Source organism: Salinibacterium sp. UTAS2018, from assembly GCF_004118935.1.
Lineage (GTDB): Bacteria > Actinomycetota > Actinomycetes > Actinomycetales > Microbacteriaceae > Rhodoglobus.
The window spans coordinates 2,978,376-2,995,446 of sequence record NZ_CP035375.1 but is presented as its reverse complement, the minus strand read 5'-3'; the positions used below and the strand labels follow the sequence as shown (position 1 = coordinate 2,995,446).

At 61.0% G+C, this 17,071-nt stretch carries 19 protein-coding genes and 1 other RNA gene; 8 read left to right on the top strand and 12 right to left on the bottom strand.

What is annotated here, in order from left to right; genetic code table 11:
* Positions 1-394: 394 nt before the first annotated feature.
* The 4 genes from ESZ53_RS14240 to galK all read left to right on the top strand — a co-directional run bounded on the left by ESZ53_RS14240 (position 395) and on the right by galK (position 4,322).
* Entirely contained in the window at positions 395-880 is a 486-nt protein-coding gene (locus tag ESZ53_RS14240) for a GNAT family N-acetyltransferase (protein WP_129073427.1), read from the top strand.
* 156 nt (positions 881-1,036) lie between these two features.
* Positions 1,037-2,014, top strand: a complete 978-nt coding sequence (gene galE / locus ESZ53_RS14235; protein ID WP_129073426.1) for a UDP-glucose 4-epimerase GalE — start codon at positions 1,037-1,039, stop codon at positions 2,012-2,014.
* On the top strand, positions 2,011-3,120 hold the full coding sequence (gene galT / locus ESZ53_RS14230; RefSeq protein ID WP_129073425.1) for a galactose-1-phosphate uridylyltransferase: 1,110 nt from the start codon (positions 2,011-2,013) through the stop codon (positions 3,118-3,120). The genes galE and galT overlap by 4 nt, the downstream gene beginning before the upstream one ends.
* Positions 3,117-4,322 (top strand): galactokinase, encoded by a 1,206-nt coding sequence (gene galK / locus ESZ53_RS14225; protein WP_129073424.1) that lies wholly within the window; start codon positions 3,117-3,119, stop codon positions 4,320-4,322. The genes galT and galK overlap by 4 nt, the downstream gene beginning before the upstream one ends.
* Before the next feature lie 72 nt (positions 4,323-4,394).
* Here galK and ssrA read toward each other — a convergent pair.
* Positions 4,395-4,769: a transfer-messenger RNA gene (gene ssrA, locus ESZ53_RS14220) on the bottom strand.
* Positions 4,770-4,974: 205 nt separating this feature from the next.
* On the opposite strand from ssrA, the gene ESZ53_RS14215 reads away from it, so the two are divergent.
* Complete coding sequence (locus ESZ53_RS14215; RefSeq protein WP_129073423.1) at positions 4,975-5,247, top strand: glutaredoxin domain-containing protein; 273 nt, start codon at positions 4,975-4,977, stop codon at positions 5,245-5,247.
* Between the two features lie 2 nt (positions 5,248-5,249).
* Entirely contained in the window at positions 5,250-5,921 is a 672-nt protein-coding gene (locus ESZ53_RS14210) for an SIMPL domain-containing protein (protein WP_129073422.1), read from the top strand.
* 31 nt (positions 5,922-5,952) lie between these two features.
* Here ESZ53_RS14210 and smpB read toward each other — a convergent pair whose 3' ends face one another.
* The 4 genes from smpB to prfB form a co-directional block, all read right to left on the bottom strand.
* Positions 5,953-6,432, bottom strand: coding sequence for an SsrA-binding protein SmpB (gene smpB / locus ESZ53_RS14205; RefSeq protein ID WP_129073421.1), 480 nt, complete (start codon positions 6,430-6,432; stop codon positions 5,953-5,955).
* A 112-nt stretch (positions 6,433-6,544) separates the two neighbouring features.
* A complete protein-coding gene (ftsX, locus tag ESZ53_RS14200) occupies positions 6,545-7,462 on the bottom strand; it encodes a permease-like cell division protein FtsX (RefSeq protein ID WP_129073420.1) in 918 nt (305 codons plus the stop codon).
* The gene (ftsE, locus tag ESZ53_RS14195; protein ID WP_246837334.1) at positions 7,459-8,295 is read right to left on the bottom strand and encodes a cell division ATP-binding protein FtsE; all 837 of its coding nucleotides are present in this window, start codon (positions 8,293-8,295) and stop codon (positions 7,459-7,461) included. Before ftsE ends, ftsX begins: the two co-directional genes overlap by 4 nt.
* 106 nt (positions 8,296-8,401) lie before the next feature.
* Positions 8,402-9,508, bottom strand: coding sequence for a peptide chain release factor 2 (prfB, locus tag ESZ53_RS14190; protein WP_129073419.1), 1,107 nt, complete (start codon positions 9,506-9,508; stop codon positions 8,402-8,404).
* Positions 9,509-9,606: 98 nt separating this feature from the next.
* Between prfB and ESZ53_RS14185 the strand changes: the two genes are divergently transcribed.
* Entirely contained in the window at positions 9,607-10,863 is a 1,257-nt protein-coding gene (locus tag ESZ53_RS14185; RefSeq protein WP_129073418.1) for an MFS transporter, read from the top strand.
* Positions 10,864-10,868: 5 nt separating this feature from the next.
* The gene (locus tag ESZ53_RS14180) at positions 10,869-11,516 is read left to right on the top strand and encodes a LysE family translocator (RefSeq protein ID WP_246837333.1); all 648 of its coding nucleotides are present in this window, start codon (positions 10,869-10,871) and stop codon (positions 11,514-11,516) included.
* On the opposite strand, the gene ESZ53_RS14175 is transcribed toward ESZ53_RS14180, so the two are convergent.
* From ESZ53_RS14175 to ESZ53_RS14145, 7 genes are all read right to left on the bottom strand, one after another.
* On the bottom strand, positions 11,506-12,159 hold the full coding sequence (locus tag ESZ53_RS14175) for an SDR family oxidoreductase (RefSeq protein WP_129073417.1): 654 nt from the start codon (positions 12,157-12,159) through the stop codon (positions 11,506-11,508). The genes ESZ53_RS14180 and ESZ53_RS14175 overlap by 11 nt on opposite strands.
* Before the next feature lie 144 nt (positions 12,160-12,303).
* Entirely contained in the window at positions 12,304-12,747 is a 444-nt protein-coding gene (locus tag ESZ53_RS14170; protein ID WP_246837332.1) for a Tad domain-containing protein, read from the bottom strand.
* The gene (locus ESZ53_RS14165) at positions 12,747-13,199 is read right to left on the bottom strand and encodes a hypothetical protein (protein WP_129073416.1); all 453 of its coding nucleotides are present in this window, start codon (positions 13,197-13,199) and stop codon (positions 12,747-12,749) included. Before ESZ53_RS14165 ends, ESZ53_RS14170 begins: the two co-directional genes overlap by 1 nt.
* On the bottom strand, positions 13,174-13,608 hold the full coding sequence (locus ESZ53_RS14160; protein WP_129073415.1) for a TadE/TadG family type IV pilus assembly protein: 435 nt from the start codon (positions 13,606-13,608) through the stop codon (positions 13,174-13,176). The genes ESZ53_RS14165 and ESZ53_RS14160 overlap by 26 nt, the downstream gene beginning before the upstream one ends.
* Positions 13,608-13,790, bottom strand: coding sequence for a hypothetical protein (locus ESZ53_RS14155; protein ID WP_231595638.1), 183 nt, complete (start codon positions 13,788-13,790; stop codon positions 13,608-13,610). The genes ESZ53_RS14160 and ESZ53_RS14155 overlap by 1 nt, the downstream gene beginning before the upstream one ends.
* Before the next feature lie 108 nt (positions 13,791-13,898).
* Complete coding sequence (locus tag ESZ53_RS14150) at positions 13,899-15,767, bottom strand: BCCT family transporter (RefSeq protein ID WP_129073413.1); 1,869 nt, start codon at positions 15,765-15,767, stop codon at positions 13,899-13,901.
* 121 nt (positions 15,768-15,888) lie between these two features.
* Positions 15,889-16,935, bottom strand: a complete 1,047-nt coding sequence (locus ESZ53_RS14145) for a Gfo/Idh/MocA family protein (RefSeq protein ID WP_129073412.1) — start codon at positions 16,933-16,935, stop codon at positions 15,889-15,891.
* Positions 16,936-17,071: the final 136 nt, after the last annotated feature.

Genomic DNA, 17,071 nt, shown 5'->3' with positions numbered 1-17,071 from the left:
ACTGCGGGAGGCAACCTGTCTAACTTACCAGCTTCAGACTGTTTGTCAAACCAGCAATCCCGGACTGAAACAGACCAAAACAACCAACCGACACACGCATGAAGCGGGTACTCATCCTAAGATCTGATGCCACAACCTGCAAGAGGTAAACCAGCATTTGACTCGACCAGTTTCATAAAGAAACTGGAGGATGTTCGCCCCCACTTGAGGCCGGAAACTCAGCAGCAAAAGCTGACTTCGTTTTCCGCACCTTTGGGGTGACTAGAAAGAACAATACGTGCATTCTGAGTGCCCCACCAACACGATGCGCATCCCGGGCGTGTCGCTCGAATAGGGGCCGGGGTGGAGCTGTGTTTTTACCGGCGACTCCCCCGCTGTGCACCAAGATAGTGGGGTGCCCAGTTTCACCACGAGAGCCGCGCGACTCGACGACGCTAAAGAGCTTGCCGCTGTGCATACGCAGTCTTGGCAGGAGAGTTATACCGGCCTCTTCCCCATTCAGGCCTGGAGCCTCGAAGCCCGTGTTCGGCGGGAAGCCCTGTGGAACCAAATACTCACCGATCACGACACCACCTCGGTTGTCGCCGAAGTAGACGGCGCCATCGTTGGCCTCGCACACGCTGAACACCATCGCGACGAGCCGGACTTGCCTGCCGAGGAGCTCAAGATGATTTACGTCTTGGCTAGCGCTCACGGCACTGGCGCCGGCCAAGCATTGATCGACGCCGCGCTCGGCGGTGCCCCGGCAAGCGTGTGGGTACTCGAGCAGAACCCACGCGCCCGCGCCTTTTACGCCAAGAACCGTTTCATGCGCGATGGGATGGTGCGGGAGATGGACTTCAATCCGAACATCCGGGAACTTCGACTTATTCGTCGTTAGCTATTCGCGGCGCGTGGCGCGTGAGCATCCGCGGCACGACATCCACTGTTCAAGCACCGCCGGTAGACGCGTGTGCCCAATAATCATATTATTGAACTATCACGGGTGTAGAGCTGCAGTCGCCGCTTCGCCTCTGCTTCGACACAAGGGATAACGATGACTTGGATGGTGACCGGCGGTGCCGGCTATATCGGCGCACACGTGGTGCGCGCGCTCATCGACGCGGGAATGAAGACCGTGATTGTGGATGACCTGTCGAGCGGATTCCAGAAGTTCGTTCCCGAGGGCGTGCCACTCGTGCAGTCCAGCATCCTCGACAAAACAGCGCTCATCGACGCGATGAAGACGCATGACGTCACTGGTGTCATCCATGTGGCCGGCTTCAAATATGCGGGCGTCTCCGTGAACCGCCCCCTTCACACTTACTCCCAGAACGTGACCGGAACGCTTGCTTTACTCGAAGCTATGGTCGAGTGCGACGTCGAACAGATCGTGTTCTCCTCCAGCGCCGCCGTGTTCGGAACCCCGGATGTGGATGTGGTGACCGAGGCCACGGCGAAAGCCCCCCTCTCCCCTTATGGAGAGTCGAAGCTCATCGGAGAATGGCTATTGCGCGACCAAGAAGTCGCTACCGGCCTTCGCCACACCTCACTTCGCTACTTCAACGTTGTTGGATCTGGGGATGCCGCGGTCTACGACACGAGCCCCCACAACCTTTTCCCGCTCGTGTTCGAAGCGCTCGTTGCCGGCAAGACGCCGCGGATCAATGGCGACGACTACCCGACCCCCGATGGAACGAACGTGCGTGACTATGTTCACGTCGCCGATATCGCTGCCGCCCACGTTGCCGCAGCTCGTCGCCTCGAGGCGCACGACAGCATCGAACCGGCCTACAACCTGGGAAGCGGTGACGGACTCTCCGTCGCCGAAATCATGACGGCCGTGGCATCCGTGACCGGAATCGACTTCACCCCCGAGATCGCGCCGCGCCGCGCTGGAGACCCGCCCCGCATTGTGGCCACTGGCGAACTTGCCGCGCGCGACCTCGATTGGAAGATGCGTCACACCGCCGAAGAAATGGTTCGCAGCGCCTGGGAAGCCCGCCTGCGCGCCGAAGAGGGAGCCTCAGAATGACGACAAAAATTACGAAGCGCCCGACGACCCTGAACGACGGTCGCGAACTCATTTACTTTGATGACGCCGACACCACTCTCGGCGACGAGCGCTCGGTCGATAGCCGCACTCTCGACCCTCGCCCCGCGACGGCGACCATGCGCCAAGACATCCTTACCGGCGAATGGGTTTCGATTGCGGCCGCGCGCCAAAACCGTGTTTTTCTGCCGCCAGCCGATCAAGATCCGCTGGCGCCGCAAACGGCGAGCAACCCCTCTGAGGTTCCCGCGCTCTACGACGTCGCGGTGTTCGAGAACCGTTCACCCTCTTTTGGTCCGGCACTTGCCGGAAGCGAGAATGCTCCCGACGGTCTCGAGGACTTGGCAGAACTCGGACTCGGGCGCACCCGCAGTTCAATCGGACGCTGCGAAGTCGTGTGCTTCAGCCCCGACCACGAAGGGTCGTTCGGTACGCAAACCGAAAGTCGCGCCCGCACTGTGATCGAAGCTTGGGCCGACCGCACCGAAGCGCTTTCTGCCCTCGACGGCGTTCAGCAGGTGTTCCCGTTCGAGAACCGCGGCGAAGCAATCGGCGTCACGTTGCTTCATCCACACGGCCAGATTTACTCGTACCCATACATCACGCCCAAAACCCAGCGCACGCTCGATTCGATCCAGCGCACGTCGCCCACGATGTTTCAGGACATCCTCGACTTCGAACGAGCCGGCGATCGCGTCGTCTTGAGCGGAGAGCACTGGACCGCATTCGTGCCCTTCGCAGCCCGCTGGCCGATCGAGATCCACATGATGCCGCACCGGCAGGTGCCGGACTTCGCCGCAACATCCGAAGCTGAGCGCGACGAACTCGCGAGTCTGTACCTGAAACTGCTTCGCGGAGTCGACGCCATTTACGACTCCCCTACCCCCTACATTGCGGCGTGGCACCAAGCTCCCATCAACCAAGCGCGGGATACCTTCCGCCTGCACCTGCAATTGACTTCGCCGCGACGCGCGGCAGACAAACTCAAATACCTTGCCGGATCTGAGTCGGCGATGGGCGCGTGGATCGCCGACGTCACCCCAGAAGCTGCAGCCGACAACATCCGAAAGGCCATCGAACGAGCATGAGCACAACCATTGACGAACTAACCGCACGCTTTACCGAGTTCACGGGCCACGCGCCCGAAGGCGTCTGGTCTGCCCCCGGTCGCGTGAACCTCATCGGTGAGCACACTGACTACAACGAAGGCTTCGTGCTGCCGTTCGCGATCGATCGCAGAACGCGGGCTGCTGTCGGGCTGCGGACTGATGGTGTAATCCGCGTGACGAGCACCTTTGACAACGCCGCCGTTGAGTTTCCGCTCGCAGGTCTGGAGGCCGCACGCACCGCCGGCGAGATCGTGGGCTGGAGCGCGTACCCGCTCGGGGTCGCCTGGGCGCTCGGCCGGCACGGCGCTGACCTGAGCAGCGTGACCGGCGTGGACATCCTGATCGACTCCACTGTTCCCGTTGGTGCGGGGCTCTCGTCATCCGCTGCCATTGAAAGTTCGGTCGCGTTAGCGCTCAACGACCTCTGGAACCTCGGTTTCACGCGCGAAAAGCTCGCCAAAGTGGGGCAGCTCGCCGAAAATGAGGTCGTCGGAGCACCGACTGGAATCATGGATCAATCAGCGTCACTTCTTGGCGCTGCCGACGCCGCCGTGTTCCTCGATTGTCGTTCGCTCGAAGCCCAGGTCGTGCCGCTCGGGCTGGCGAAGGCTGAACTGAGCATCCTTGTCATGGATACGCGCGTATCGCACTCGCACGCTACTGGCGGCTACTCTGAGCGTCGCGCCGCGTGCGAAGCGGGAGCTGCAGCAATGGGGACTTCCTCTCTACGCGACGTCAGCGTCGGCGATCTAGACCGCGCGCGCGAACTGCTCGACGACGTCACCTTCCGCCGGGTGCGCCACGTCGTGACCGAGAATCAGCGCGTGCTCGACACCGTGCGCGTTCTGGGTGCTGAAGGACCACTCGCCATCGGTGCGCTCCTCGACGCTTCTCACATATCGATGCGCGACGACTTCGAGATTTCGACTCCCGAACTTGACCTCGCTGTCGAAACGGCACGCGACAACGGAGCGATTGGCGCCCGGATGACCGGCGGCGGCTTCGGCGGAGCAGCAATCGCGCTCGTGCCGCACGCCCTGGTGCCCACGGTAGAGGCTGCTGTAGTGGCAGCATTCGACAACGCAGGGTACGGCGAGCCCGCCACCTTCACCGTGACGCCGTCTCAGGGCGCCGAGCGCATGAACTCAACCAAGACCGCACCGCAGTACCGCACAGAGTGATTCGTTGATGGAAGCTTCCACCTGCAGGGCTAACCTGCTGGCGAGGAGCTCTCACAACGCGACAACGACCGGTGGTGGAGATGGGGGGAATTGAACCCCCGTCCACTGCTGTAATTCCATGCCTTCTACGGGTGTATCTTGTGCAGACGTTCTACTCGGCTCTGACCTTTGCCACAAGCACCTAGGTCAACGAGCCCAGCCAGAGTTTAAGTCCCACGTAGCCCTCAGGCGTAACTACGCAGCAATCTCTCTAAATTGCGCCAGGATCCGAGTAGAGAGCATTCCCGGTCTGACGGACTTCTTTAGTGCGCTCGCTTAGGCAGCGAGGGCGAAGTCAGTGCGCTTTGAATTGGCACTTATAGTTTGCAGTCATCGTTAACGAGATAAGGCTGCATTCTCGACCCGCTTCTCACAGTTTTGCAGGCAATGTCGAAACCGATCATCCCCCTGTGTGGGTCGTTGTCGCGCTGTGGAGTTATCAATACTGCTCACGAATGCGCAGCCCTCAATGATAGGTCAGAAACCTGAGACAAACCAGCCCGTTGCGCACAAGCGCAGCGAGAAGCGACGGGAAAGGCCGTTGTATGGCCACGGCGAACGCTGCCAGCGAACGTACCGCCCACATCCAGTCGGCGAGAACTAGGTTGGGAGGATGAGTGAATCAACCACAGCTAACCCCGCCAAAGTAACCATGTATGGAGCAGACTGGTGCCGCGATTGCCGCCGCTCCGAGGCGCTTCTCAACTCGCTCGACGTCGAGTGGGAAAAGGTTGACGTCGAAAAAGACCCGACGGCTGCCGATCGCGCACATGCCATCAGCGGTCGCCTCAACATCCCTGTCGTGCACTTCACTGACGGAACCTTCCAGGTCGAGCCGAGCGATAACGACTTGAAGACGAAGCTGGCAGAGCTCGGCGCTATCTAGCGATGCCTCTTGTCATCACCGTTCGAGGTGAGCATGAGTCGTGGCACCCTGCCGAACGCGGCATCGTGCACCTTTCGGTGGCCATTGATGGCCCCGACCGGAGTGAAGTGTTCGATGCTGCCATGCAGTCGTCGGGCCGGGTTCATGCCCTTCTCACTCAGCTCGCCTCGAACGATGGTGCCGTCACGCGATGGTCGTCAGACACCGTTCGCGTGACCTCTCAGCGCCCCTGGAACAGTGCCGGTGAGCAACTCCCCTTGGTGTACTCCGCCACGATCGGCTACATCGCGCGCTTTCGCGACTTCGAAGCGCTCGCGATGTTTATTGAGTACGTCAGCGCGGTTGACCACACTACGGTTGCGCTCGTTGAGTGGGAGCTCACCGACGAAGCCACTCGCGAAGCGCGTGCCGAAGCACGGCACCTTGCTGTCATCGACGCCTATACCAAGGCGCGGGAGTACGCCGAAAGCGTGGGGCTCTCCGAAGTCACCACGACCGCGATCGCGGATCCCGGAATGCTTGCCGACGTTGGCTCAGGCTCCGAACATAGCGGCGGCGCAACGCAGGCCTCCGCTCGCATGATGGTCGCCCCCGCCGCAGGAGGCCCCCTGGCACTCAACCCGGAAAATATCTCGGTAGCGGCGAGCGTCGAAGCTCGCTTCCACGCGAGTTAGGCGCACGCGCCGGAGAACGAGAAGGCTCTCGTTACTCCCCCATGTTCTTACGCGCGGCCATCGCACGGTCTGATTCGCGCTTATCTTGACGCTCGCGAAGCGTCTGGCGCTTGTCGTACTCTCGCTTGCCCTTGGCAACAGCGAGTTCTACCTTGGCGCGGCCGTCCAAGAAGTAGATGGAAAGCGGAACGAGCGTGTACCCGCCCTGTTTGATCTTGTTATGGATCTTCAGAATCTGCTCTTTGTGCAGCAACATTTTGCGCTTGCGACGCGGAGGGTGATTAGTCCACGACGCCTGAAAGAACTCTGGAATGTGTACGGCATCCAACCACGCTTCTGAATGGTCATCGATGAAGCCATAGCCATCGATGAGACTCGCGCGCCCCAACCGCAAAGACTTGACCTCCGAGCCCGACAGCACAAGACCGGCCTCATAGGTGTCTTCGATGCTGTAATCGTGGCGGGCCTTGCGGTTGCTGGCGACAACCTTCCGCTCACTTTCCTTGGGCATGGTTCACTTCTCTCTCAAATACGGGATGCCACGCAACCGCGGCGAATGCCAACAGTGCAGCAGACCAGCTTAGCGCGAGAGTGCGGCAAGGGCTACACCCTGAGGAAGCGGCTTATACCTTCAGGTAACGGCTAATGGCGACGCCCGCTGAGATTGCCGCCAACCCTGCACCCGCTGCTATAAGAATCGGCACTACCAATAGGGCCTCTTCCATCCCCAATAGGCTGGTGTTTACAGGCAAGGTGCTCGCCAAGTAGCCGCGAACGAAGAACTGCACGATCGCTACGATGGCGCCACCGGCAAGAACAGAACCGATCAATGACGCGAACACCCCCTCAAGGATGAACGGTGTTTGGATGAACCGGTTCGACGCCCCCACAAGCCTCATGATTCCGAGCTCTCGCCGGCGAGAGAAGGCGCTGAGTCGAATGGTGGTGGCGATGAGCAATACAGCGGCGACGAGCATCAGCCCAGCGACCCCAATCGCGGTGTAACTGGCCGCGTTCAGAATGGCAAAAATGGGCTCGAGGTAGGCGCGCTGATCTTCCACGCTCTCGACACCCGCCAATCCCGAGAGGCTCTCGATGAGCACGTCAGCCTGTTCTGGGTCAACAAGGTTCACGCGGAAGCTTTCATTCAACGACTCCGGCGTGATGATGCCTTCGAAGGTCGTGTCGGCGAACTGTTCTTTGAAGTTTTCGTAGGCCTGCTCGTGAGTCTCGAACTCTACTTCGTTGATGTACGGCGCGAGCGTTGGAGAATCGAGCTGCTGCTTGACCGCGGCAATTTGATCTTCCGTAGCTTCGGCCAAGGTGCAGTTGCCTGTGGTGTCGATATCGGTGCACATGTACACCGCGACTTGCGCCCGGTCGTACCAGTACCCCTTCATCTGACCGATCTGCATCTGCAAAAGAATGGATGCGCCGACAAAAGTCAGCGAAATGAAGGTCACGAGAACAACAGAGACCACCATCGAGAGGTTGCGACGAAGACCGCTTCCGACCTCTCCGAGAATCAGACCGAGCCTCATGCGTCGAGCCCCTCACCGGTCGTCGACGACTGCGCGGCCGGTCGCTGCAGCGGAGCCTGTGTTGCCGTTGCCGTTGCCGTTGCCGTTGCCGTTGCCGACGATGGCGCGCTGGCCATGGAATGCGGCATTCGCCCCTGGGTCGGAACCGTCTGCGTCTGGTAGCCGCCCTGAAGCTCGTCGCGCACGATTTGACCACCGATGAGCTCAATTACACGGCGCTTCATCTGGTCAACGATGCCGGCATCGTGGGTCGCCATCAGCACGGTGGTGCCGCCCAGGTTGATCCGCTCGAGAAGCGTCATGATGCCCGCTGACGTCGCGGGGTCAAGGTTTCCTGTTGGCTCATCGGCAAGCATAATGGCGGGCTTATTGACGACCGCACGGGCGATCGCCACGCGCTGCTGCTCACCACCCGAAAGCTCGTGGGGGAAGCGATTCGACTTGCCGGCGAGACCGACCATTTTCAGAGCATCCGGAACAGCCTCTTGAATGAACCCCCGGCTCTTGCCAATTACTTGCAGAGTGAAAGCAACATTGTCGAAGACCGTCTTGTTCGGCAGCAGTCGGAAGTCTTGGAAGACGACGCCCAAATTGCGGCGGAAGTACGGCACTTTGCGGCTCGACAGAGTGTTCAAGTGTTGGCCAAGCACGTGGATGGAACCCTTCGACGGGTTCTCCTCTTTGAGGATCAAGCGCAGAAAACTCGACTTACCAGAGCCCGATGCGCCAACAAGAAACACGAACTCGCCCTTGAGGATCTCAAGGTCAACAGAGCTCAGCGCCGGTCGTGTCGTGCCCGGATACGACTTCGAAACAGAATCAAAACGAATCATTTGGAGCCAGCCTAAGGAGCGGTGCCCCAGAACGCGGCAGCGACGCACCGCACACCCGTACTCACAGGGTGGCCCAGTTCAGGGCACAGCTGACGAGCGCGATCGGCTATTCGATGACGCGTTTGCGCCATTTGATTCCCGCCGAGATGAAGCCATCGAGATCGCCATCGAATACATTCGACGGATTGTTGACCTCATAGTCGGTACGGAGATCCTTCACCATTTGGTAGGGCGCCAACACGTAGCTGCGCATCTGGTCGCCCCAGCTCGCGGTGATGACACCCGCGATTTCCTTCTTCGTGGCAGCCTCTTGCTCACGCTGCAAGAGAAGCAACCGCGACTGCAACACACGCATTGCAGCGGCACGGTTTTGAATCTGGCTCTTCTCGTTCTGGCAGCTCACCACGATGCCCGTGGGCAAATGAGTAATGCGTACCGCAGAGTCCGTGGTGTTAACCGACTGACCACCGGGACCGGAAGAGCGGAAGACATCGACACGGATGTCGTTCTCGGGAACCTCAACGACATCCGTCGTCTCAATAAGGGGAACCACCTCGACCGCCGCGAAGCTGGTCTGGCGCTTGCCCGCCGAGTTGAAGGGGCTCATGCGCACGAGACGATGCGTGCCGGCTTCGACGCTGAGGGTTCCGAACGCGAACGGAGCATCGACCTCGAAGGTTGCCGACTTGATACCCGCTTCTTCGGCGTAGCTCGTGTCGAGCACGCGCGTCGGGTAGGAATGCTGCTCGGCGTAGCGCAGATACATACGAAAGAGCATGTCGGCGAAGTCGGCGGCATCGACGCCTCCGGCGCCAGCCCGAATAGTGATGACGGCGGGCCGCTGGTCGAACTCGCCGTTCAAGAGAGTCTGCACCTCGAGGTCGCCGAGAGTCTTGCGGATGCCAGCGAGCTCAGTACGAGCATCCGCCGCAGCCTGCTCGTCGCTTTCTTCATTCGCGAGCTCGACCATGATCTCGAGGTCGTCGAGGCGGTTGGAGATGGAGTTGATTTTTGCGAGCTCGGCCTGACGATGGCTGAGGTCACTCGTGACCTTTTGCGCCTTGTCGGTGTCATCCCACAGATCGGGGGCACCGGCGGCTTCACTCAAGCGCGCAATCTCCGACTCGAGCCGGTCGGGGTCGACCACCTGGCGGATATCCTCAAAAGTGGAACGCAAGCCTGCGATGTCGTCAGAAAAGTCCAGTTCATCCATGTCACTCACCAGACTACCCGCGAAGACTGCACGGCACACGGTTCCACGGGTGCGAGCGATGCTCGGAGATGCTCGCTCACACCCTACGATTGAGGGCGATGAGCACTACAGAACAACCTTTCAGCTGGCGTTCGATCGGCCTGCCCGTTCTTTTGCCGACACTGCTGTTCTCTATCGGTGAAGGCGCGATTATTCCGCTGATTCCGATTGCCGCGGATAACCTCGGAGCCACTCTCGCGATCGCCGGTTTGGTCGCAGCAGTGCTGACGATTGGCGAACTGTTCGGTAATATCCCGAGCGGATGGCTCATCTCCCGCGTCGGCGAACGCCCGGCCATGATCGGCGCGAGTGCTCTCTCGATCATCGGAGTCGTAATCGCGATTCTCTCGCCCAATCCCGTGGCGCTCGGCTTCGGAGTGCTGCTGCTCGGCCTCGCCGCCGCAGTGTTCGCACTGGCGCGGCACGCCTTTTTGACGAGCTTCGTTCCGGTTGCCTATCGTGCTCGTGCGCTCTCTACGCTGGGCGGGACCTTCCGCCTGGGCGTCTTTATCGGTCCGTTCATTTCGGCCGGTGTCATCCATCTCACTGGCACAGTCTTTGCCGCATTCTGGATTCATGTCGTCGCCGCTATCGCCGCCGCGGCTGTGCTGCTCTTACTGCCCGACCCCGCGACGACCTTTGGCGCGGTGCACACCTCGCGCGTCAATAACCGCACCCTGAGGGATGGAGAGGCGCTCGTCGAAAAGGAATCGCACGGCCTCTTCGCTACCGTGCACCGTAACCGTGCGCTGCTCTCCCGCCTCGGGCTCGGTGCCGCCGTGATCGGCGCGATGCGCGCGAGCCGCCAAGTGATCTTGCCGCTCTGGGCCGTGAGCATCGGCCTGGCCGATACCAACACCGCCATCATCATCGGTATCGCTGGCGCTGTGGATTTCGCTTTGTTCTATACCGGCGGCCAAATCATGGACCGCTTCGGGCGCCTCTGGACAGCGGTGCCCTCGCTCGTCGGGCTCGGACTCGGCCACCTCGTGCTCTCCGTCACTCATGACGTGAGTGCGAACACCGCGTGGTTCATCTTCGCCGCGATGTTCCTGTCGCTCGCTAACGGCCTCGGTAGTGGAATTCTGATGACGCTCGGCGCGGACCTCGCTCCCCCTGCCAACCCTGCTCCGTTCTTGGGCGCCTGGCGCTTCACGGGCGGCGTCGGCCAGGCAGCATCGCCGCTGCTGATCGCGGGGCTCACGGCAGTTGCATCGATCTCGGTCGCGGCCGGAGCGATTGGAATTCTTGGCCTCGTCGGCGCCGGCATCATGCTGCGTTACGTGCCCCGCTACATCCAGAAGCCTCAGCGGTAACCGACGTGACCGCTATCTCCACCAGCAACCTCATCGCGTTCGTGCTGGTGGCACTACCGATCATTCTGATCCCCGGCCCGAGCGTGCTGTTTCTCATCGGACGATCGCTCTCGCTGGGAAAAATGGGCGGCATTATCAGCTCGCTGGGCAACGCCACCGGCGGCGTCGTGCTCGTGTTCGCTGTTGCCTTTGGCGTCGGCACCGTTATAGCCCAGTCAGTGATCGCCTTCACGATCGTCAAATACTTGGGCGCCGCCTACCTGATCTATTTGGGCGTGCAAGCTATTCGCCACCGTAAGGATCACACCGCTACGGATGCCGCGGCTCCCCGCGTGCGTTCGCGCTGGCGGATCTTCAGCCAAGGGTTTGTCGTCGGCATCACCAACCCGAAAGCGACCGTGTTCTTCGTGGCGGTGCTGCCGCAGTTCGTGAGTTTCGGAGCCGGCGGAGTGCAGCTTCAGCTGCTGGTGCTCGGCCTACTGTTCATGGCAATTGCCGTGGTGACGGATACGTCGTGGGCAATTGCCGCAGGGTTTGCGCGCGATTGGTTCGCACGTTCCCCTCAGAGAATCACCACCCTCAGCGCGACCGGCGGCGTAGCTTTGATCGCGCTGGGAGTGGGATCACTCTTCATTCCGCACGCTAGCGAATAGCGGCGATAGCCTCAGAAATCTGTGTCGGGCCGTTGGTGAATTCGATGGTCTGACCGATGGTGTTGTCGGCATCGATGACGTCAGCGAGCACGCGCGCCACATTCTCTCGACTGGTGTTCTCGTCGTTCGCATCATCGCCGAGGCCGATCGTGCCCGACGCGGGCTCGCTCGAGAGCGAACCGGGACCGACGATTGTGTAGTGCAGCGGGCCTTTACGAAGGTGGTCATCCGCCTCAGCCTTCGCCTGGGCATAGGCGAAGAAGTCATTGTCTTCGGGAACGCCGTGGTCGAGGCCGGCACCCTTGTAAGAAACCATGACGTACCGCATAACTCCAGCGTGCGCTGCTGCATCCATGGTTCGGATCGCCGCATCGCGGTCGACCGAATAGGTACGCTCGGGGCTACCGCCGCCGGCGCCCGCAGAGAAGACAACCGCATCGTGACCGGTGAAAATTTCGGACAATTCTTCGGCACTCAACTGTTCGACATCGGCGATGACCGGCATTGCACCGGTGGCACTGATGTCGGCCTCTTGCTCCGGCTTGCGGATGAGTGAGTGCACGTGGTGTCCGCGTGAGGTGAGAAGCTCGGCCAGGCTCAGGGCGATCTTGCCGTGGCCCCCGACAATAGCGACACGTTTCATAGCTAACTCCTTTGCTTCGATGGTGCATCCGCAGGGATGCTCTACTAACGCTACGGATCCAAGCTCACTGTTCGCTGGACGGGGTGTGGGTGTCAGTCTTGTGCGGGCCGTGTGTAAACCCGGCGCGGGCTGGGCCGCTCGAAGCTACGAAAAGATCGAGCGCGCGTTCGCACTCACTTCGATGCGCAAGCCCTCGGAGACCAGCAGCGAGATGAATGGTGGCCGCCAATAGGCCGAGAGCGACACCGTCGCGCCGGAGCCGTCGGCGCTCGTCGCTTCGTCGACACTGAGTCCCTCGAACTCAGAAGTCGGGGCCGCGCTCACGTATTCTGCGACGGCATCGGCCACCTTTTCGGGCTCCAGTTGCGGCCGAAAGCCCTGCGGCGTACGAATGACATCGTCGAGGTCGTAGGACTCTGCACCAACGAGAGCCGCGCCGTCTGCAAGAGTGAACAGACGCTTGCGCTCGAGATAAAGCGACGTGGCCGCCACCACCAGAAAGATGAGAACGAGCGACAGAAACCCGTAGAAAATGGTGAGCACGAGCGCCGAACCGTCATCATCGCGCATGCGTTGCGAAGTACCCACTAGCGTGACCCCGCAAACTGCGACACTTGCTGGGTAGCCGCGGCATCCAGCGGCACTTGGAGCGGAAAGTGGCCGGAGAGCACGGGCGGGGCCAGCGGAAGATCAACCGCGATCGCAACCTGTACGGTGACGAGGCTTCTGCGAGCGAGGCAATCTGAGGGGTCAGGCGTACATGTGATCGTCACCGCGGCATTGGCGGCATCGACACCGTGATTATCGAGCGCGAACTGCACGGCACTCGATGCCGCAGCATTCGCTTGCTCCACAGAGTCGGACTGAACGAAGACGCGCGCGGCTTGACGCGCCGCACCCTCCGCAGCGAGCGCCCCGGCTTGAATCGACGCCATCGTGAGCACGAGGTACACGAGCGGCACCAGCATCACCAAGCCCACCGTGATGAACTCGAGCGAAGCCGAGCCGCGTTCGCTAGCGAACCTGTTCGATAGCCGCATGGGCTGACACCTCCAGCCCGTTCTTGATACCGACCAAACCGATAAGCGGCAGCGGAGCGTTGACGGTGATGACGACAGCGGGCTGCCCTAGGTGCGTCGTGGTCGCAGCGCTGACATCCGACGCATAGCCGGGAGATAGAGCCGTGGAGATGAGGTCACGAGTACGAATCACGCCATCACCCAACGAGGTGTCGGCAAGGGAGGCATAGCGCGCACCCTCCGCCGCGGCATCCAGAACCGTGTTTCGGATGTGGAGGGCAAGAGCGAGTTGAATAACGCTGAGCGTCAGTACCGTCAGCAGCGCTGAGACGAGGACGAACTCAACTACGGCAGAGCCAGACTGATCGGCGCGAAGCTGATGAGAGCGCTCACGCCACCGACGCACACGTTCGCGCCACCGCGCTGGCATTAGAAACCGGTGACGCGATCAATAGCCTGTTCGAAAACCGAGCTGAGTGCGGGGCCAGCGAGGCCCCAGATGATGATGACCAAACCTGCGGTCATCAATGTAATCAGCACCCAGCCCGGCACGTCTCCTCGTTCTGACGTGAGCGTTCGGGTGCCTCGGGTAAGCCCGCTCTTCAGAAGCAATTGAGTTGATTTCACTCTGCAATCATTGAGCGAAACACAAATGGGCGTGAAGACTTTCCACAGCGAGCACCCGAGCGGCCGGATTCAGTTCCGGCCGCCCGTGACCCACTATTCGGAAGGCTTGTCGCGCTCGCGCTTCTGATTGGCCTGCAGCTCAGCCTGGAGTGCCTGCAGAGTCTCCACCTCGTCCTCAACGATCGCGTCGGCCTGAGCGATGTTGTCGGGTGAACGGAGACCGGTGTCGGCCAGAATGGCGTCTTCGGTGACCTGCGAAAGTCCGCCACCGTTCTTCGCCGCCTTCTTACGGAGACGATCGAGAGCAGCCCGCAGCGGGTGGACGGTCTCGCGCAAGAGCGGTTCTTCGACCTCGAGGCCGTAGAAGGTACCGATCTGGTCAACGAACTGAGCACGCTGGGCTCGCTCGTAGGCTCGCCGTTCACGGCTGAACGCTGTGATTGTCGCGGCACAGATCATGAGCATCACGACGCTGAACGGCAACGCGGAAAGGATGGCCGCGGTTTGCAAGGTCTGGAGACCACCCGTGACCAAGAGTGCAATGGCCAAGAACGATGCCAGCAAAGCGAAGAAGACGCGGATGCGCTTCAGAGGTTCAGCCGAGCCACCCGTCGCTATCATCGACATCACGAGCGCGCCCGAGTCTGCGGAGGTGACGAAGAAGATGCCGATCAGGAGGATGGCACCGAATGTGAGAGCGGTACCGGCGGGGAGACCGGCCAGCAGATCGAAGAGCGCCGAGTCGGCATCCACCGATCCATCAGCGGCAACAAGGCCGCCCTGGCCGTAAAGCTCGCGGTAGATCGCGTTGCCGCCCAGAACACTGAACCAGAGGAACGTGAGAACGGTGGGGACGAGCATGACGCCACCCACGAACTCGCGCACGGTACGGCCCTTGGACACACGGGCAATGAAGACGCCAACAAACGGGGCCCACGACATCCACCAGCCCCAGTAGAAGGTGGTCCAGCCAGCCTGCCACTGTTCGCCCGCTTCGCCCGCGTAGGCGCTGACGTTGAAGCTCAGGCCGATGAAGCCCTGCAGATAGTTACCCATTGACTGCACGAAGTCACGGAAGAGGAACGCCGTCGGCCCGACGATGAGCAGGAAGATCAGGAGTGCAGCCGCAAGAAGCAGGTTGGTCGTCGACAGCCACTTCATGCCGCGACCGATGCCGGAGACCAGCGACATAATGGTGAAGCCAACGATTACAACGATGACAGCGATCTGTGTGGTGAGGTTCGACTCAGCGATACCCGTCTTTTCGAGCCCAGCAGAAATCTGAAGAACACCGAGACCGAGAGACGTGGCAACACCGAATACTGTGCCGACGAGAGCGATGACGTCGATGAGGTTGCCCCAGCCGCCACGAACTCGCTTGCCGAGCAGCGGCTCAAGCGTCCAGCGGATGGAGATAGGGCGGCCACGGCGGTGAATGGCATAGGCCAGCGCGAGGCCGACGACCACGTAGATGGCCCAAGCGTGCACACCCCAATGGAGGAACGTTTGGCTCATAGCCTGCTGAGCAAGCTCAATCTCGGTGCCGGTGACACCGGGACGAGGATTAGAGAAGTGGCTAAGAGGCTCGGCGACGCCGTAGAAAACGAGACCGATACCCATGCCCGCAGCGAAGAGGAAAGAGATCCACGCGATCATGGAGAACTCGGGTTCGTCGTCGTCCTTGCCGAGCTTGATATCGCCGTAACGGCTGAATCCTAGGTAAAGCGCAAAGGCAACAAAGAATGCGGCGATGAGCACGTAGTACCAGCTGAACGAGTTGATGACGCTCGACTGCAGGCTGTTGAATACTGCATTCGCCAGGTCTGGCGCGATGATCGAGAATGCGGTGATCGCGATGATAAGGCCGGCGGCCGGCCAAAACACCCAGGGGGCGAGCATCCGCGTTGCTGTTGGCCGATCAGGCAATTCTGCCTCTGCAGGCAAAGTTGATTCTGCGGTCATAAGATCTCCGATCGCGTGAAGTGCAAACTACCCAGAGTACAGGCCTTCCTCTGCGTCCTTGAAGCGTAATCGCAGACGGCAGCTGGCGATAGCCGTCGACCGTCCGGCGCGCGCGACTTCCTTATTGTTCGGAGTTGAAGCGGTAGCCGAGCTGCCAACGGGCGCTGTCGATGGTGTCGAGGATGGCGACGGTTTCGTCGAGCGAGTGGACTGGCGACTCGGTGAGCCCCTGGCCGACGAACCCGGCGAGTGCCGTGGCCTGATAGCTCAACCCGCGGTGGCCAACAATGCCCGTTTCGTCTTTCCAATGAATGGACTCGCCATCGAAGCCCGGCTTCGAGAGCGTCAAGGAGGTCGGCGTGAAGAAGCCATTACCCACTTGGAGTAGGGCATCGGTTCCCGCGACGGATGCCGTGATGGGGGTGCGCGCGAGCAGCGTGGTATTGAGCTGGGCCTGAGCCGCGCCCGCGTAGCTGAGTGTAAGGAGGGATTGGGCATCCACCCCACTCTCGATGAGAGAACCGACGTTATGGATGGCGGTGGGCGCCCCCAAAATCTGCGATGCGAAGGCGACCGGGTAAATGCCGAGGTCGAGCAGGGCCCCTCCCCCACTCTCGAGCGAGCGAACCCGATGGCCCTCCGGGATGTGCTGGCCGTGGTCGGCGGTGACGAGGTGGATCTCGCCGAAGGTGCCGTCGGCAATGAGCTGGCTGATAATTGAGCTTTGGGGAAGGTAGCGAGTCCACATCGCTTCCATCGCGAACACCCCGGCGGCGCGGGCGGCTGCGACTATCTCGCGGGCTTCGGCTCCGGTCATCGCGAAGGGCTTCTCGACCAGAATGTGCTTTCCGGCGGCGATCGACTGCAGCGCGAGATCGCGGTGCACGTGTTGTTGCGCGGCGATGTAGATCACGTCAATGTCAGGGTCGGCCAGCAACTCGGCGTAATCGCCGTAGGCTTTCTCGATCCCCCACGTGTTCGCAAAGTCTTGGGCGCGGTCGAGGCTGCGGGATGCCACGGCAACGAGCTTTTGCTCAGTGTGTGCTTGCACGGCTTCTGCGAACGTCGCGGCGATTCCACCGGGAGCCATGATGCCCCAGCGCAGAGCGGGTACGGAGTCGGCGGCAGGAATGATCGGGGCCGGGAACGTGGTGGGGAACACAAGCATCCTTCTCGTCGGGGAGGACTGCGGCGGCGCAGGCCCCGACCAGTCTAGGAGCCGCACCCAGCGACATCGCAGTACCTGTGGAAAACATGAGACATGATTCAGGTTTCAGGGTAGGTTGATCGAGACGGACCACCAC

Bases quoted from the DNA above. Each gene is read 5' to 3' on its own strand.
- galE (WP_129073426.1), top strand. From the start codon at position 1,037: ATGACTTGGATGGTGACCGGCGGTGCCGGCTATATCGGCGCACACGTG.
- galT (WP_129073425.1), top strand. From the start codon at position 2,011: ATGACGACAAAAATTACGAAGCGCCCGACGACCCTGAACGACGGTCGC.
- galK (WP_129073424.1), top strand. From the start codon at position 3,117: ATGAGCACAACCATTGACGAACTAACCGCACGCTTTACCGAGTTCACG.
- ESZ53_RS14215 (WP_129073423.1), top strand. From the start codon at position 4,975: ATGAGTGAATCAACCACAGCTAACCCCGCCAAAGTAACCATGTATGGA.
- ESZ53_RS14210 (WP_129073422.1), top strand. From the start codon at position 5,250: ATGCCTCTTGTCATCACCGTTCGAGGTGAGCATGAGTCGTGGCACCCT.
- smpB (WP_129073421.1), bottom strand. From the start codon at position 6,432: ATGCCCAAGGAAAGTGAGCGGAAGGTTGTCGCCAGCAACCGCAAGGCC.
- ftsX (WP_129073420.1), bottom strand. From the start codon at position 7,462: ATGAGGCTCGGTCTGATTCTCGGAGAGGTCGGAAGCGGTCTTCGTCGC.
- ftsE (WP_246837334.1), bottom strand. From the start codon at position 8,295: ATGATTCGTTTTGATTCTGTTTCGAAGTCGTATCCGGGCACGACACGA.
- prfB (WP_129073419.1), bottom strand. From the start codon at position 9,508: ATGGATGAACTGGACTTTTCTGACGACATCGCAGGCTTGCGTTCCACT.
- ESZ53_RS14185 (WP_129073418.1), top strand. From the start codon at position 9,607: ATGAGCACTACAGAACAACCTTTCAGCTGGCGTTCGATCGGCCTGCCC.
- ESZ53_RS14175 (WP_129073417.1), bottom strand. From the start codon at position 12,159: ATGAAACGTGTCGCTATTGTCGGGGGCCACGGCAAGATCGCCCTGAGC.
- ESZ53_RS14165 (WP_129073416.1), bottom strand. From the start codon at position 13,199: ATGCGGCTATCGAACAGGTTCGCTAGCGAACGCGGCTCGGCTTCGCTC.
- ESZ53_RS14160 (WP_129073415.1), bottom strand. From the start codon at position 13,608: ATGCCAGCGCGGTGGCGCGAACGTGTGCGTCGGTGGCGTGAGCGCTCT.
- ESZ53_RS14150 (WP_129073413.1), bottom strand. From the start codon at position 15,767: ATGACCGCAGAATCAACTTTGCCTGCAGAGGCAGAATTGCCTGATCGG.
- ESZ53_RS14145 (WP_129073412.1), bottom strand. From the start codon at position 16,935: ATGCTTGTGTTCCCCACCACGTTCCCGGCCCCGATCATTCCTGCCGCC.